Source organism: Streptomyces sp. WZ.A104 (genome assembly GCF_002382885.1).
Taxonomy (GTDB): domain Bacteria; phylum Actinomycetota; class Actinomycetes; order Streptomycetales; family Streptomycetaceae; genus Streptomyces.
In genome coordinates this window covers 12,848-28,933 of sequence record NZ_NWVL01000069.1, presented here as the reverse complement: position 1 = coordinate 28,933, position 16,086 = coordinate 12,848, and the positions used below count along the sequence as shown (strand labels likewise).

Here is a 16,086-nt window from a genome sequence, read left to right as displayed (position 1 = left end):
CGGGCCACGCACAGCCCCCCCGCTACCCCAGCAGCCGTGGCGCCTCCGCCGCCGCGTCGACCGTCCGGCCCGTATCCACCCGGTCCGCCAACTCCCGGGCCCAGGCCGTCAGTCCGGTGACCGCGATCCCGTGCGGCCCGGCCTCGGCGTACGGGGCGATCGCCCCTGCGCCCCGGCGCAACAGCCGTGCCCCGCCCGCGGTGTTGCCTCGCGCGGAGTGGGTCAGCCCCACCGCGAGCTGGGCCAGCCCCCGCCAGAGCTCGCGTTCCTTCTCCGGCCCCGACTTCCAGGCGTCCTCGAACACCTCGTGCGCGTGGAACGGCATCCCCGCGTCCAGCAGCCGCTGCGCCTCCCGGAGCGTTTCCGGAGGCGTCCTGAGGACCCCCTCCGGCTGTCGTTCGACGCCGGGCGTCCCGTACGGCAGCGGGCGCCCCAGCCCGTCGCGGGGGCGCGCATTGCGCGCCCGGCCCTCGGCATCACGGTCTCTGCGCGTCTCGTTCACTACTCGATTGTGCCCCGCACCTGCAAGGAATCCTGCGAACCCTGTCGGTGAGCACCCGCGCACGACTAGGCTCGACCGTCGAGAAGACTGCCTCTGTGGGAAGGGGTGGGCATGAAGCCGTCCCGGCCGTTGTACGAACGTGAACCGGAACTCGCCGCCGCTGCCGAGGCGGTGGACGCCCTGTGCGGTGCGCAGGCCGTCGGCGGTCTGCTGGTCTTCAGCGGAGAGGCCGGGATCGGCAAGACCGCGCTGCTCGCGGAGATCCAGGCGATGGCCGCCGACCGCTGCACCGTCTGGTCGGCCCGTGGCGGCGAGACCGTCACCTCCGTGCCGTTCCATGTGGTGCGGCAGCTGTTGCAGCCCGCGTTCGACCGGTTCCCGCCCGACGAGACCCGGGCCCTGTTCGGCGACTGGTACGAGACCACCGCGCCCGCCCTCGGACTCGCCGAGCCGAGCGGCCGGCAGCTCGACCCGCAGGGTGTGCGCGACGGCCTGGACTTCGTCGTCGGCCGGCTCGCCTCCCGGCTGAGCCACCGGCCGCTGCTCCTCATCGTGGACGACGCCCACTGGGCGGACGGCGAATCCCTCGCCTGGCTGGGCTCGTTCACCGCCCGCCTCGGTGAACTCCCGGTCCTTGTCGTCCAGGCGCACCGCCCGCAGGAACTGGCCGAACGCGACGCCAACTACATCGCCGACCGCGAGGCCGAGCGTGACTCCGGCGGCCACGGCAAGGTGAACCGGGTGGCCCTACGGGCCCTGACCCCCGACGCCACCGCCGTACTGGTCCGCGCGGGGCTCGGCGAACACGCCGACGACCCGTTCTGCCGCGAGGTGTGGGCGGTGACCGGCGGCAACCCGTACGAGGCGGTCGAGCTGGTCGCCAAGGTCCAGGACCGCGAGCTGCCACCGGTGGAGGAATCGGCCGGGGAGCTGCGGGAGCTGGGCGCCTCCGCCCGGGGCAGCGGGCTCGTGGCCCGTCTGGAGCGGCTGGGCACCAACGCCAACCGCTTCGCCTGGGCGGCCGCCGTCCTCGGCACCGACATCTCCCAGGAGTTGGCGGCCACCCTCGCCGGGATGAGTTCGGCGGAGGCCGCCGACTGTACGGCCCGGCTGCGCGACGCCCGTATCGTCAGCGGCTTCGACCCCCTGGAGTTCGTCCATCCGCTGATCGCCACCGCGGTCTACCGCTCCATCCCGCCCGCCACCCGCACCGCCATGCACGGGCGTGCCGCCTGGGCGATCACCCGGGCAGGTCTCGGGGCCGCCGCGGCCTCCCGGCATCTGCTGGAGGTCCACCCGGACGACGACCAGGAGTTGGTCGCGCAGCTGCGGGAAGCCGCCAGGCAGCACCTCGCGGTCGGCGCCCCCGAAGCGGCCAGGCGCTGTCTGGAACGGGCCCTGGAGGAGCCGCCCCGCCCCAAGGACCGGGCGGTCCTCCTCTACGAGCTGGGCTGTGCGACCCTGCTCAGTTCACCGCCCACCACGGTCCAGTACCTGCGTGCCGCCCTCGACATGCCGGGACTCGACGACGGCCTGCGCGTGGACGCCACCTTCCGGCTCGCCGCCGCGCTCGCCCACAACAACCAGCTCAAGGACGCGGCGCTCTCGCTGGCCGCCGAGGCGGGCCGTACCGCACCCGGCCCCGGGCTGATGCGGCTCCAGGCCGCGCACTTCATGTGGGAGGGCATGCAGGCCTCCGAGGACGACGGACCGGCCCGCTCCCGGCGGCTCGCCCGCAACGCCGACCACCTCAAGGGCCGCGACAACTCCGAGCGGGCCCTGCTCACCCTGCGGGCCTTCGACGCGATGCTGCGCGGCGAGAACGCCCAACTCATCGTCGACCTCTGCGAACGCGCCCTGATCGACGGCAGCCCCGCCCGCGGTCTCGGCTGGACCGACTCCGAGTGGGGCTTCGAGCTTCCCACCATGGTCGGCATCACCTACGCCTTCACCGACCAGCTCGACCGCGCCGAGAGCCTCTTCGGCGAAGCCGTCCGGGCCTTCGAGATCTCCGGCTGGAGCGGGGCCCACCTGGCGTTCGCCCACACCCTGCTCGGCATGGTCCACCGCCGTCGCGGCCGCCTCGCCGAGGCCGAGGGCTTTCTGCGCGAAGGGCTCCGTCTCGCCGACCGTGTCGGCTCCGGGCTGCCCGTGCACTGGGACGCGGCGTGCCTGCTCATCGACACCCTGCTGGCCCGCGGCCGGGTCGAGGAGGCCCGCCGGGTCGCCGACCGGTACGCCTTCGGCCCGCCCTACCCCAGTGCCATGGTGCTGCCCGACGCCCCGTGCGTACGAGGCCGCCTGCTCCTGGCGGAGGGCCGCAAGGCGGAGGCCGTCGCCGAGCTCGAATCGGCGGGCGCAGCCCTGGAGCCGCGCGAACGGTTCAACGGCGTCTGGGCCCCCTGGGCGGGCGATCTGGCCCGCGCCCTGGCGGACGAGGACCCGGCCCGCGCGTCCCATCTGGCCGCCCGCGCCCGGGTGCACGCGGAACGGTTCGGTACCCCCACCGCCCTGGGCGAGGCCCTGCGCTGCGTCTCGCTCTTCGCACCGCCGGAGCAGTCCGTCCAGTTGCTCGCCGATGCGGTGGGCCACCTGGAGAAGTCGCCCTCCGCCTACGAGCACGCCCTCGCCCGGGTCGAATACGGCATCGCGATCGGCTCCCACCGGGAACTGGCCCGCGCCCAGAAGCAGGCGATGACCTGCGGGGCCGAGGGGCTGGCCGCCCGCGCCCAGCGGGCACGGGCGTCGATCCGGTCCTCGGAGTGAGGTAATGTTTGTCCTGCGCGGCCGCCCGGGGAACCGGGAGGAAACGCGGCGGGACGTGGCGCAGCTTGGTAGCGCACTTGACTGGGGGTCAAGGGGTCGCAGGTTCAAATCCTGTCGTCCCGACTTGTGAAAGTCGCAGATCAGGGCCGGTTTCGGAGCAATCCGAGACCGGCCCTGATCGTTTCGGGAGACCCTTTGGGGGCCGGCGCCCTTGACCGGGTCAGCGGGGCAGCCGGTCGTGCGGGACGGGCCTGCTGTACAGGGCGAACGCCTGGACCCCACGCACCGCTCGGCCATGTCGGCATGTCCTTCGCGGTCGACCGTGACGGGCCCCTCAGATGTGGCGGGCCCCTCAGAGTGCCTGCCAGACCCGGGTCAGTGATGACGTGGTGAGGACCTGGTCCGGACGCCCCTGCCCGGCGAGACGGCCGTCCTGGAGCAGGAGGCAGGCGTCCGCTGCGCGTGCCACCTCAAGGTCATGCGTGGCCTGGACGATCGTCACCCCGTCGGCGACCAGCGTCGTCAGCAGTGCCCCGATCCGCTCCCTCGCCTCTGGATCCAGGCCGGTGGTCGGCTCATCGAGGAGCAGCAGGTCCGACTCCTGCGCCAGACCCTGGGCGATGAGCGCACGCTGACGCTGCCCGCCCGAGAGCTCGCCCAGCTGGCGTGAGGCGAGGTCGCCGATGCCGAGCCGGTCGAGCACCGCGTCCACGGTCGCGTGGTCCCGTGCGGTCAGTCGGCGCCACGGGCCGCGCTCGCCCCAGCGTCCCATCTCCACGGTCTGCCTGACGGTGAGCGGAAGAGTGTCGCCGACTGCTCCGCGCTGCGGCACGAAGGCGGGCGGCCGGTCACCGGTGCGGAGGAGGTCGCCGGATGTCGGCTTGATCACACCGGCGAGTACGCCGAGCAGAGTCGACTTGCCGCTGCCGTTCGGGCCGACGAGCACCGTCGTGGCCAACTCGGCTATCTCCCCGCTGACTTGATGGAGTACTGGGCGCCCCGGGTAGCCGGCGCACAGCTCCGAGAAGCGGAGGGTGCCAGTCCGGTCGAGGGGCGGGACGGGTGAGGGGCGCAGTGTATTGAACATGATTTTCATTGTAGTGTCCGGGGCATGGAATGGTTGACGGTCCCGTTCGAGGTGACCTTCGTGCAGCGGGCCCTGTGGGGCGGGATGCTGGTCTCCGCCATCTGTGCGCTGGCGGGCACCTGGGTGGTGCTGAGGGGGATGGCCTTCCTCGGTGACGCCATGTCCCACGGGCTGCTGCCGGGCGTCGCGGTCGCCGCGCTGCTCGGGGGAAATCTGATGGTGGGCGCGGTGGTCAGTGCCGCCGTCATGACGGCGGGCGTCACCGTGCTGGGCCGTACGCCGAGGCTGTCGCAGGACACCGGCATCGGGCTGCTGTTCGTCGGCATGCTCTCGCTCGGCGTGATCATCGTGTCGCGGTCGCAGTCCTTCGCGGTCGACCTGACCGGCTTCCTCTTCGGCGACGTCCTCGCCGTCAGACAGCAGGATCTCCTCGTGCTCGCGGCGGCGTTGCTCGTGGCGCTGGCGGTGTCGGTCCTCGGCCACCGTGCCTTCCTGGCCCTGGCGTTCGACTCGCGCAAGGCCCACACCCTGGGGCTGCGGCCGCGCCTGGCCCACGCGGTGCTCCTCGGCCTGCTCGGTCTGGCGATCGTCGCCTCGTTCCACATCGTGGGCACGCTGCTCGTCCTCGGGCTGCTCATCGCACCGCCGGCGGCCGCCGTGCCCTGGGCCCGCTCCGTGTGCGGGGTCATGGCGCTCGCCGCACTGCTCGGCACCCTGGCCACGTTCGGCGGCCTGCTGCTGTCCTGGCACCTGAGCACCGCAGCCGGCGCGACTGTCGCGGCCCTCGCGGTGAGCCTGTTCTTCCTCTCCCACGTGCTGTCCGGCCTGCGAGACCGCCGCACGCGCCAGGTCCGCTCCACGGCACCCCTGCTCGAAGTCAACTGAAAGAAGCCAGAGGCGATCACCATGACCGTCCACAGAAACGTCGCTCCGTGGGCATCGGCCGCACTGGTTCTCACCGCGCTGCTCACCACGAGTTGCGCGGAGGAGAAGCACGACGCCGCGCGACCCGCCGCGAGTCCCACGTCCGCCACTCCGCACGGGTACGTCGAGGGAGCCCAGGAGGCCGCCGAGCAGCAGTCCCGACTCCTCCTGAACGACCCGGACAGCGGAAACACCGGGGTTCTCGACCTCATCACCGGCAAGGTGCACAGGACGGCCCAGGTGAAGGACGCCGTTCGGCTGGGCACGGACGGCAGGTTCGGCTACCTCCACGCGCCCGGCGGCACCCGTGTGCTCGACAGCGGCGCCTGGACGGTGGACCACGGGGACCACGTCCACTACTACAGCGCTGCGACGCGGGACGTGGGTGAGCTTCCTGCGGGCAGCCGAGCACAGATACGCAGTGATGCCGCCGTGACCGCGGTGACCGACGAGAACGGCCGCACCCTCCTCTACGACCGCAGCGAGCTGGAGAAAGGGCAGGTCGCCACTCCTCGGACGCTGCACGGCACTTACACCGGTGTCGTCGTGCCGTACGACGAACACCTGCTCGCCTTCGCGAACAAGGGCGGCACCACCGAACTCGTCGTCCTCGACCGCAAGGGCGAACGCGTGGCTTCCCCGGACGCGACGTGCGAGGCACCCCGAGGAGACGCCGTCACCCGGCGCGGCGTGATCCTCGGCTGCACGGACGGCGCCCTGCTCGTGCGTGCGCAGGGCGGCGCCTTCACCGCCGAGGAGATCCCGTACCCGAAGCACGTCCCGGCGCGGGAACGAGCCACCGCCTTCCGCCATCGACCCGGCAGCGACACCCTCACCGCCCCGGCCGGAGAGGACGCCGTCTGGATCCTCGACGTCACCGAGCGGACCTGGAAGCGGGTGGACACCGGGCCCGTCGTCGCGGCCAACACGGCCGGCGAGGGCTCCCCGCTGCTGGTTCTGGAGACCGACGGCTCGGTGCACGGCTATGACGTCGCGTCCGGAAAGCGGACCGCACGGACCAAGTCGCTGTTGACAGCAGGCAAACGGGACGGCTCCGACGGCAGCGCCCCGGTCATCGAGGTCGACCGCAGCCGCGCCTACGTCAACGACCCCGAGGGCAAGAAGGTGTTCGAGATCGACTACAACGACGGCCTGCGCATCGCGCGCTCCTTCGACCTGGACGTCAAGCCGGTCCTCATGGTGGAGACCGGACGATGAGCCCCACCGAGGTGAAGCGTCGCGCGAGGGTGGGAGCCGCTCGCCTGCGACACCTGATCGCGGGGCTGATCGCCCTCGTGACAGTCGCGACCGCCACCGCCTGCGCGACCGATGACGACCGACCCGGCATCGTCGTCACGACCAACATCCTCGGCGACGTCACCCGCGAGATCGTCGGCGACGAGGCCGACGTCACTGTCCTGATGAAGCCCAACGCCGACCCGCACTCCTTCGGTCTGTCGGCGGTGCAGGCCGCCGAGCTGGAACAGGCCGATCTGGTTGTCTACAACGGCCTGGGCCTGGAGGAGAACGTACTGCGGCACGTGGGCGCCGCTCGCGAGTCCGGTGTCGCCACCTTCGCGGCCGGCGAGGCGGCCGACCCGCTCACCTTCCACACCGCCGACGACGGCGGCCCCGAGGGCGAGGAAGGGCAGCCCGACCCGCACTTCTGGACAGACCCCGACCGGATGCACAGGGTCACCGGCCTGATAGCCGAGCAGGTCATCGAGCACGTCAACAGCGTGGACCCCGCCACGATACGGGCCAACGCCGACCGCTACGCGAAGCAACTCACGGACCTCACCACCTGGATGGAGACGTCCTTCGGCCGAGTCCCCGCGGACCAGCGGGCCCTGGTCACCAACCACCACGTCTTCGGCTACCTCGCCGAACGCTTCGGCTTCGAGGTGATCGGCGCGGTCATTCCCAGCGGCACCACGCTGGCCTCGCCCAGCTCCTCGGACCTGCGCTCCCTGACCGAGGCGATGGAGGGAGCGGGCGTACGCACCGTCTTCGCCGACTCCTCCCAGCCCAAGCGGCTCGCCGAGGTACTGCGAACGGAACTGGGCGGCGGGGTTCGTGTCGTCGAACTCCACTCGGAGTCCCTGACCGCCAAGGGCGCGGGCGCCGACACCTACCTGCGGATGATGCGCGCCAACACCACCGCCATGGTCACCGGCCTGACCGGCGACTGACCCTCCGAGCCTCCCGCCCCCCCGCCATCGGGCGCCGGCTCGTCGTACCCCCATGCCGCCACCGCGCGGTGCAGAAAGGAACAGACCGATGAACAAGTCGATACGCGGCAGAGCCCTCACGGGCACGGCACTGGCCCTGGCCATCTCCACGGTCCTGACCGCCTGTGGCCCAGAGAGCGCCTCCTCCACCGACACCAGGTCCGACGGAACCGCGAGCGCCACGCCCGCGGTGGCGGTCGAGGAGCCGCTGGTCGCCACCTTCGACGGCGGCCTGTACATCCTCGACGGCGAGAGCCTGAAGCTCGCCAAGACCATTGACCTGCCGGGCTTCAACCGGGTCAACCCCGCGGGTGACAAGGACCACGTCATGGTCTCCACCGACAGCGGGTTCCGCGTCCTGGACGCCACCGACCAGGCCCTCACCGGCATCGAGTACAAGGGCGCCAAGCCGGGCCACGTGGTCCGCCACGCCGCGAAGACCGTGCTCTTCACCGACGGCACCGGAGAGGTCAACGTCTTTGACCCCACGGCACTGAGCAGCGGCAAGAAGCCCGCAGGGCGCACCTACACCTCCGCCGAGCCGCACCACGGCGTCGCCATCGAACTGGCCGACGGCAAACTCGTGAGCACCCTGGGGACCGAGGAGAAGCGCACCGGCGCGCTGGTGCTGGACCGGAACAACAAGGAGATCGCGCGCAGCGAGGACTGCCCCGGCGTCCACGGCGAGGCCGCCGCCAAGAACGAAGCCGTGGGCATCGGCTGCGAGGACGGCATCCTGATCTACCAGGACGGCAGGTTCACCAAGATCGACTCGCCCGACGACTACGGCCGCATCGGCAACCAGGCAGGCAGCGACGCCTCGCCCGTCCTGCTGGGCGACTACAAGAGCGACCCCGACGCCGAGCTGGAGCGACCCTCCCGCGTCTCCCTCATCGACACCGAGAGGAAGAAGCTGCGCCTGGTGGACCTGGGCACCAGCTACTCCTTCCGCTCGCTGGCCCGCGGCCCGCACGGCGAGGCCCTGGTCCTCGGCACCGACGGCGCCATCCACGTCATCGACCCGAACACCGGCGGGATCGAGAAGAAGATCCCCGCCGTGGGCGACTGGCAGGAGCCGCTGGACTGGCAGCAGGCCCGGCCCACCCTGTTCGTGCGCGGGCACGTTGCCTACGTCTCCGAGCCCGCCGAGAAGGCGCTGCACGCCATCGACGTGGAAACGGGGAAGAAGATCAGCTCGGTCACCCTGCCGAAGAGCACCAACGAGCTGTCGGGCGTCGTCGCCGGACACTGACCCGGACCGCCTTCGTGCCCTCGCCGCCACGGCTCGATGACGCGGTGGCGAGGGCACACGCCTGCCCCGCCGGTGTGCTCAGCACTCACAAGCAGCCCCGGGATCGCCCTCGACCGCAGCCTCAGCACCCTCTCCCGGGCCCGGGACTCCGCTCCGGGAACCGGACCGGTGACGCTTAGGAGCGGGTGTACCTGGAAACGACTACTCCCGAGCGATCGTCGCTTCGGCGGTCCGCCGACACCGGGAGGGGTCTTACGTGGACGCGCCCTTATATCTGAGGCCCAGGATGGAGCCACCGCTCGCCGCACTGCTGACGGACCGGCCCTTCCTGCACTCGCTCGTCGACGTGCTGGGGTCGCCGCTCAACGTGCTGATCCCCGAGGCCGTGGCCGAGAACGTCGCCCGCTTCCGCGTCGTCTACGACCGTCACCATCTCACCGGACGCGTGTACTTCGCACACAAGACGAACCGTTCCAGCGCCCTGCTGCGGCGGCTGGCGGCGGAGGACCCGGCCGCCGTCGGCGTCGACGTCGCCTCCGTGGCGGAGCTGAGGCACGCGCTGGGTTGCGGGTTCACCGGCGACCGCATCATGGCCACCGGCCCCAAGGATTCCGCGTTCCTCTGGCTGGCGGCCCGTGTGGGTGCGACGGTCAGCCTGGACTCGCCCGGGGAACTGGAACGGCTCTCCGGCCTGGTGCGCGCGCACGGGCTCGGCCGGGTCGCCGTGCTGGTGCGCCTGTCGGGGTTCGAGTGCGCCTCCGGCCGCGAGGGAGCGGGCACCCGACTGCTCTCCCGGCGCAGCCGGTTCGGCACTCCGGTACGGGACGCGGAGGCGCTGCTGTCGGCGCTCGAACGCAACGTGGAGACCGTGGAGTTCATCGGCGCCGCCTACCACCTCGACACCACCGGCATCGAGGAGAAGGCGCGGGCGCTGGAGCAGTGCGTGCTGTTCATGGACGAATGCCGGGCACGGGGACTCGCGCCGCGCGCTCTCGACATCGGGGGCGGTTTCGGCGTCGGCTACGTCGCCGAGGCGGAGGAGTGGGAGCGGTGGACCACCGCGCTGACCGAGGCGGTGCTCGGCGTCCGCCCGCCGTTGACCTGGCGCGGTCACGGATACGGGCTGCGCAACGAGGGCGGCACGGTGCGCGGTGCCGCCGCGCTGTACCCCGCGTACCGCCCCACCGCCGGCCCCGGCTACCTCGACGAGCTGCTCTCACTGCCCGCGCCGGTGCTGGGCCGACCGCCCGCCACCCTCCTGCTGGAGCACCTCCACGACCTGCACATCGAACCCGGCCGCTCACTGGTCGACCAGTGCGGACTCTCGCTCGCCCGCGTGCTGGACGTACGTCCCGTGGACACGGGCTCCGGGCAGTACCTGGTGCAGCTCGCCATGAACGCGGGCGACATGAGCCTGGAGGAGCACGGCGTCCTGGTGGACCCCGTCCTGCTGCCGCGAGGTGAAGCCGCCCCCGGTGACGGGGAGCCGGTCGGTGTCTACCTCGCGGGCAACCTCTGCCTGGAAGGTGACCTCATCACTCGGCGCTTGGTCTTCCTGCCCCGGCTGCCGCGGGCGGGGGATCTGCTGGCCTTCGTCAACACCGTCGGCTATGCCATGGACTTCCGCGCCCATCACGCGCAGCGGCAGCCCGTCGCGCGCACGGTCGCGGTGGAGCGGCGGGGCGAGTCCTGGCACTGGTGCCCGGACGAGGACTACTGGCCGATCACACCCGTGGGGGAGCAGTCGGATGAGGTATGACAGCATCACCGAGGCCATAGGCAACACGCCTCTGGTGCGCATCGATCCCGCCGTGCACGGACTGCGCAACATCGACCTCTACGCCAAACTGGAGATGCTCAATCCGTTCGGGTCCGTCAAGGACCGGCCCGCCTGGCAAATGGCCCGGTCCCACCTGGAGGCTGCCGCCGGGGGTGACGGAACGCTCGTGGAGCTTTCCAGCGGCAACACGGCCAAGGCGCTGGCCCTGCTGGCCGGTATGCACGGAGTGAGGTTCAAGAGCGTCACCAACCGCATGCGCGTCCCCGAGATCAAGGAACTCCTGCTGCTCATCGGCGCCGAGATCGAGGAACTTCCCGGGCGCAGCGAGTGCCTCGATCCGACCGACACGGACGACCCGCTGACGCACTTCCACCGGGCGCTCTCCGACCCGGGGAGCACGTACCTGCACACCGACCAGTACTTCAACCCCCGTAACGTCGAGGCCCACGCGGAGGGCACCGGGCCCGAGATCGTGAAGGACCTGGACGGGCGGGCACCGGACTGGTTCATCGCCTGCGTGGGTACGGCCGGTTCGTCGACCGGCGTCGCCAAGGTCCTGCGCGAGCACGACCCGCGCGTACGGGTCCTCGGCCTGGTCGCCCACAAATCGGACTTCATACCGGGCATCCGCACCATCGACGAGGTCCACGAGGTCGGCCTGTTCGACCCGGCGACGTACGACACCATCGAGTCGGTCACCTCGGACGAGGCCATCGACGGGATGGTCACCCTGATCCGCCGCTGCGGACTGCTGAGCGGACCGACCGGCGGCGCCGCCTACCAAGGGACGGTTCGGCAGCTGCGGTACGCCGACGGCGAGCTGGACGGGACGGGGCAGCGCCGCACGGCGGTGTTCATCGTGTGCGACCGGGCCGAGAGCTATCTCGGCTATGTGCGTCAGCGGCGCCCGGAACTCCTGGGCCGGACGGCCCAGGAGCGGTCCGCGACGGCCGTCACCGACGCCGAGGCCCGTGCGGAGGCTCGCGTCATCGGGGTGGACGACGCCCGGCGCTGGTCTGCCGAGGGCGATCCCCGGCCACTCGTCGTCGACCTGCGCAGCCCGCACGCCTATGCCGCCCTTCACATCGAGGGCTCGGTCAACATCGTCGACGAGGTGTTCGAGGACCTGCTCCGGGGCGGGCTCCCCTTCAGCAAGCGCACTCCCGTGCTGCTCGCCTGCCCCGTCGGCGAGAAATCACTGCGCTACGCTGCCGCGCTGAAGCGGATGGGCCACCCGGACGCCCGCAGTCTGGACGGCGGGATCGTCGCGTGGCGGGACGCAGGCGCACCGCTGGTGCGCGAATGAGCCCGGCGGGCCCGCTTCCCTCCGCAGATCCTGAGAGCCCGCGCTGGCAGCAGGAAGCGAGGGAACAGTTCCCCATCGTCACCGCGCACCCGGAGCTGGCCTACCTCGACAGCGCGGCCACGTCCCAGAAGCCACGTGCCGTACTGGAGGCCGTACAGACCTACCTCACGACGTCGAACGCCAACGCCGGCCGCGGCACCTACCCCTGGGCCAACCGGACAACGGAACTGGTGCAGTCGACCCGGGAACGGGTCAAGGAGTTCCTCCACGACCCCGAACCGGGCCGCTCCGGCGTCCACTTCACCAGCGGCACCACCGAGGGCCTGCGTACCGTCGCCCGTGACTGGCTCGTGGCGTACCTCACCGACGGGGACGAGATCCTCGTGCCGTACGCCGACCACCGGGCCAATCTCGACCCCTGGATAGAGGCCCGGCAGCTGCTGGCCGAGCGCGGCGTCGAGGTGCGGGTGCTGGCGCTGCCGTACCAAGCGGTCTCCGGAGACTACGACCACCTGGCCCTGGCCCAGGCCGTGGGCCCGCGGACCCGCTTCGTGGCCGCCACCCACGTCCACCACGTCTACGGCGGCGACATGAACGTGCACCGCATCCGCGAAGCGGTCGGCCCGGACGTGGCCATCTGTCTGGACGCGGCGCAGAGCGTCGGCCACCTGCCCGTCCACCTCGACGATCCGTCCCTCGACGTGGACTTCGTGGTCTTCTCGGGGCACAAGGCGATGGCTCTGCCCGGCTCGGGGGTGATCTGGGCGCGCAACGCGCGGGGGCCGGTGTTCCGGCCGGGCGGCTGGCAGGGTACGCCCAACACGGTGGGCATCGTCTCGCTGCGGGCCGCTCTCGACTGGCTCGACACGGTCGGACCGGAGCGCGTCGAGCACTGGACGACCATGCTCACCACCCGCTTGACGGACCGGCTCGGGCGCCTGGGCCCGTACGAGGTCCTCGGTTGTCAGCTGAGCCTGTCCGCCGACTCCGCACTCCCCGCCGCGCAGCGCCGACACGGCATCGTCGCCTTCCGGCACCGTGACATCCCCTCGGACGATCTCGGGTTCATTCTTTACAGCCACGGCTTCATGGTGCGCGCAGACAGCCTTTGCCAGGCCGGAGCCGATCCTCGGGACGCTTCGGTGCGTGTGAGCCTGCACGTGTACAACACCGTGGCGGAGATCGACCGGCTGCTGACCGTCCTCGCGTCGTTGACTTGAATGGCAACTGATAATCGTTACCACCTGTAGATTCGTCAGTGCCCCCGCACGGACGTGAGACAGACGAGGTGACGCACGCTATGGGTGTGAGCATGGCGACGGCCAGGGCCTGGGTCGAGCGCTGGGAACGCCAGCAGGAGCGGTACGCGGTGGACCGCGAGGAGCGGTTCACCGTGATCGCGGATGTCGTCGAACACGCCGTCGTCGGCCGCGCCCGTCCCCTGCTGCTCGACCTCGGGTGCGGCCCCGGCTCCCTGGCGGCCAGGCTCGCCGACCGGTTCCCGCGTGCCGAGATCGTGGCCGCCGACATGGACCCCGTGCTGCTGGAACTGGGACGCACCCACCATGCCGACGCCGCCCGCTACGTCGACACCGTCATCGGTGCGGACGGCTGGACCGACGCCCTCGGGCTGGACCGCCCCCTGGACGCCGCCGTCTCGACGACCGCCCTGCACTACCTGCCCGAGCCGGTGCTGCTGCGCACCTACCGTTCCCTCGCGTCCCTGCTGCGCCCCGGCGGCGTCCTCGTCAACGGGGACCACTTCCCGCCGGACGCGGCGCCCTGCTCGGACCTCACCGCCCATGTGGGTCGTCGCAGGTCCGAGCGTACGGGCGGCCACGCGTGGGAGGACTGGCGGTCCTGGTGGGACGCCGCGGCCCGGGACCCCGAACTGGCCGACCTGCTCGACGAACGCCGACGGCGCCACACCCTCCACGCCCACAGCGGCGGCGACGAGCGGGTCACGGTGTGCCGACACGCCGCCCTGCTGCGCCGGGCAGGCTTCGCCCATGTCGCACCGGTCTGGCAGTTCGGCGACAGCGCCGTCCTGGTGGCGGTCATGGGTGACACCTGAGGGCTTACCGCTCCGGCCGCGACCTGGTGACACGTGAGGGCTTATGCGTTGTCACCCCCGTTGGCCTGCCAGCCGCGTGAGCCGCCGACCGCGCCGTCCGCCGCATTCGCCGGCGTTCCTCGTACGGGTCCGACGGCTCCGCGATCCGTACGACGGAATGGATTCCGGTGTGGACCGTGCACACTGGAACTGGTGAAATGCTTTCTCGGATATAGCGTCGATAATCGTTACCGATAGCACGCCGCGTAATTGGCCTGCTTGCCGATGTGTGTTCTCTGTGGCAGCCTCGGCCGCGAAGGTGAAAAAACAGGAGGACGTTGGAAGCTGCCGCCGCGAAATGGGTGGTGGTCTGAATCCATGGAGATGAGTGAAGTGGCGACATCCCTGCAACATCAGCCGCATCCCGGGCATGGCCATGCGCACGCCGCGGGCTGCGGGCACGTGGCAGTCCCTCACGGCGATCATGTCGACTACGTGCACGACGGGCATCTGCACCGTGAGCACGACGGCCACGCGGATGAGTGCGAGGTTGACGGGCATCGAGAGCACTCCGGACACGCCCACGTGCACGGCGAGGGCTGTGGGCATGTGGCGGTTCCCCACGGCGACCACATGGACTACGTGCACGACGGCCACCGGCACGCGGCTCACGAGGGCCACTGGGACGACCACTGACTGTTTCGCGAGCGCCATTCGAGAACGCGGAATTCACCCCTACTCCTGGGGGTGCATTCCGCGTTCCTCCGTATTCCAGATCTCCCGCGGAAAGGGCTTGTGCAGGGGGATTGGCCGCTTCTCACTGGAAAGAGTGATGTGGCGGCGACTGCGTGCTTTTCCGCGGTCGGAGGTGAACTTCCGCAGCAGGTCGGTGCCCATGTGGCCCATGCGGGCGAGACCGACGTCGGCGACGCAGGTATGCACCGGGCCGGACGGTGCCGTGGCTGCGACCACCGTCCGGCCCGGGGTTTCAGTGCCCCGTCACGGTGGTGAGGGCGTCGTGCTCGTGCGCGCAGAGCTCGTCGAAGCCGTAGGCGTCCCAGACCGGGAAGGGGTCGGTCGCGGGCTGGGCTTCGCCTTCCCGCATGAGGCAGTCGGTCAGGGCTGCCCGCAGCCGCGCCGCCTTGAGCTGGGTTCCGATGAAGACGAGTTCCTGGACGTGGAGGCTGTCGGTGTCGCGAGCGGAGTAGGGCTCGAAGCGGACCACTGAACCCGCCTGGGACCACAGTCCCATCACGTGGGAGCGACTGGCGAGGGTGAAGAAGCCCTTGGATCTGATGACCTGCCCGTAGGTGCCGCTGTCCAGCGCCTCCGTCACGAACGACCACAGCCGTCCGGGGTGGAAGGGCGCATCGGAGCGGAAGACGGTCGAGGAGATGCCGTACTCCTCCGTCTCGGGAACGTGGTCACCGTTGAGTTCCCTCACCCAGCCCGGAGCCTGCTGTGCCCGCTCCAGATCGAACCTCGCGGTGCCCAGGACCTCGCCGACCGGTACGCGTCCCCGCTCGGCGGGCACGACACGGGCGGCGGGGTTGAGTCGCGAGAGGGTGGCTCGGAGCAGGTCGGCGGAGGCGGTGTCGACGAGGTCGAGCTTGTTGAGGACGATGACGTCGGCGAACTCGATCTGGTCCATCAGCAGGTCGCTGACGGTACGCTCGTCGTTCTCGTACTGGTCCAGGCCGCGTTGGGCCAGTTCGTCTCCACCGGCCAGTTCGGGCAGGAAGTTGGCGGCGTCCACGACCGTGACCATGGTGTCCAAGCGGGCCAGGTCGCCGAGGGTGGCGCCGTCGTCGCGGGCGAAGGCGAAGGTGGCCGCCACCGGCATGGGCTCGGAGATGCCGGAGGACTCGATGAGGAGGTAGTCGAAACGCCCCTCGCGTGCCAGCCGGTCGACTTCCTCCAGCAGATCGTCGCGCAGGGTGCAGCAGATGCACCCGTTGGTCATCTCGACCAGACGCTCCTCGGTGCGCGACAGGGCGGACTCGCCGCCGCGTACGAGGGCGGCGTCGATGTTCACCTCGCTCATGTCGTTGACGATGACGGCGACGCGCATGCCCTCGCGGTTTCCGAGGACGTGGTTGAGCAGGGTGGTCTTTCCGGCGCCGAGGAACCCCGACAGGACCGTGACGGGGAGGCGCGGCGGGGGTGCGTGAGGCGGCATGCCGGC

At 70.9% G+C, this 16,086-nt stretch carries 13 protein-coding genes and 1 tRNA gene; 11 read left to right on the top strand and 3 right to left on the bottom strand.

Translation table 11 applies throughout. The annotated features are described in order from the left end of the window. Nucleotides 1-22: 22 nt before the first annotated feature. Nucleotides 23-502 carry a DUF309 domain-containing protein gene (locus tag CIB93_RS29190; protein ID WP_096631215.1) on the bottom strand — a complete coding sequence of 160 codons (480 nt, stop codon included), beginning with the start codon at nucleotides 500-502 and terminating at the stop codon, nucleotides 23-25. 111 nt (nucleotides 503-613) lie between these two features. Between CIB93_RS29190 and CIB93_RS29185 the strand changes: the two genes are divergently transcribed. Both CIB93_RS29185 and CIB93_RS29180 read left to right on the top strand, forming a co-directional pair. Continuing rightward, nucleotides 614-3,268: an AAA family ATPase gene (locus CIB93_RS29185; RefSeq protein ID WP_096631214.1), complete on the top strand. Its 2,655-nt coding sequence runs from the start codon at nucleotides 614-616 to the stop codon at nucleotides 3,266-3,268. Between the two features lie 49 nt (nucleotides 3,269-3,317). Next, a tRNA-Pro gene (locus CIB93_RS29180) sits at nucleotides 3,318-3,391 on the top strand. A gap of 229 nt (nucleotides 3,392-3,620) precedes the next feature. Here the strand turns inward: CIB93_RS29180 and aztA are convergent. Then, nucleotides 3,621-4,364, bottom strand: a complete 744-nt coding sequence (gene aztA, locus CIB93_RS29175) for a zinc ABC transporter ATP-binding protein AztA (RefSeq protein WP_096631212.1) — start codon at nucleotides 4,362-4,364, stop codon at nucleotides 3,621-3,623. Nucleotides 4,365-4,379: 15 nt separating this feature from the next. Between aztA and aztB the strand changes: the two genes are divergently transcribed. From aztB to CIB93_RS29130, 9 genes are all read left to right on the top strand, one after another. Next, a complete protein-coding gene (gene aztB / locus CIB93_RS29170; protein WP_096631210.1) occupies nucleotides 4,380-5,240 on the top strand; it encodes a zinc ABC transporter permease AztB in 861 nt (286 codons plus the stop codon). A 21-nt stretch (nucleotides 5,241-5,261) separates the two neighbouring features. Next, nucleotides 5,262-6,497: a hypothetical protein gene (locus tag CIB93_RS29165; protein WP_096631209.1), complete on the top strand. Its 1,236-nt coding sequence runs from the start codon at nucleotides 5,262-5,264 to the stop codon at nucleotides 6,495-6,497. Further along, nucleotides 6,494-7,471, top strand: coding sequence for a zinc ABC transporter substrate-binding protein AztC (aztC, locus tag CIB93_RS29160; RefSeq protein ID WP_096631207.1), 978 nt, complete (start codon nucleotides 6,494-6,496; stop codon nucleotides 7,469-7,471). The genes CIB93_RS29165 and aztC overlap by 4 nt, the downstream gene beginning before the upstream one ends. Nucleotides 7,472-7,559: 88 nt before the next feature. Further along, entirely contained in the window at nucleotides 7,560-8,762 is a 1,203-nt protein-coding gene (aztD, locus tag CIB93_RS29155; RefSeq protein WP_096631206.1) for a zinc metallochaperone AztD, read from the top strand. Between the two features lie 286 nt (nucleotides 8,763-9,048). Next, nucleotides 9,049-10,521: a Y4yA family PLP-dependent enzyme gene (locus CIB93_RS29150; protein ID WP_096631204.1), complete on the top strand. Its 1,473-nt coding sequence runs from the start codon at nucleotides 9,049-9,051 to the stop codon at nucleotides 10,519-10,521. After that, on the top strand, nucleotides 10,511-11,848 hold the full coding sequence (locus CIB93_RS29145) for a pyridoxal-phosphate dependent enzyme (protein WP_096631202.1): 1,338 nt from the start codon (nucleotides 10,511-10,513) through the stop codon (nucleotides 11,846-11,848). The genes CIB93_RS29150 and CIB93_RS29145 overlap by 11 nt, the downstream gene beginning before the upstream one ends. Beyond that, nucleotides 11,845-13,068 carry an aminotransferase class V-fold PLP-dependent enzyme gene (locus CIB93_RS29140; protein ID WP_096631200.1) on the top strand — a complete coding sequence of 408 codons (1,224 nt, stop codon included), beginning with the start codon at nucleotides 11,845-11,847 and terminating at the stop codon, nucleotides 13,066-13,068. Before CIB93_RS29145 ends, CIB93_RS29140 begins: the two co-directional genes overlap by 4 nt. 80 nt (nucleotides 13,069-13,148) lie before the next feature. Further along, nucleotides 13,149-13,922 carry a trans-aconitate 2-methyltransferase gene (locus tag CIB93_RS29135; protein WP_096631199.1) on the top strand — a complete coding sequence of 258 codons (774 nt, stop codon included), beginning with the start codon at nucleotides 13,149-13,151 and terminating at the stop codon, nucleotides 13,920-13,922. 363 nt (nucleotides 13,923-14,285) lie between these two features. Then, nucleotides 14,286-14,597 (top strand): hypothetical protein, encoded by a 312-nt coding sequence (locus tag CIB93_RS29130; RefSeq protein WP_096631232.1) that lies wholly within the window; start codon nucleotides 14,286-14,288, stop codon nucleotides 14,595-14,597. Between the two features lie 292 nt (nucleotides 14,598-14,889). Here CIB93_RS29130 and CIB93_RS29120 read toward each other — a convergent pair whose 3' ends face one another. Further along, the gene (locus tag CIB93_RS29120; protein WP_096631195.1) at nucleotides 14,890-16,080 is read right to left on the bottom strand and encodes a GTP-binding protein; all 1,191 of its coding nucleotides are present in this window, start codon (nucleotides 16,078-16,080) and stop codon (nucleotides 14,890-14,892) included. Nucleotides 16,081-16,086: the final 6 nt, after the last annotated feature.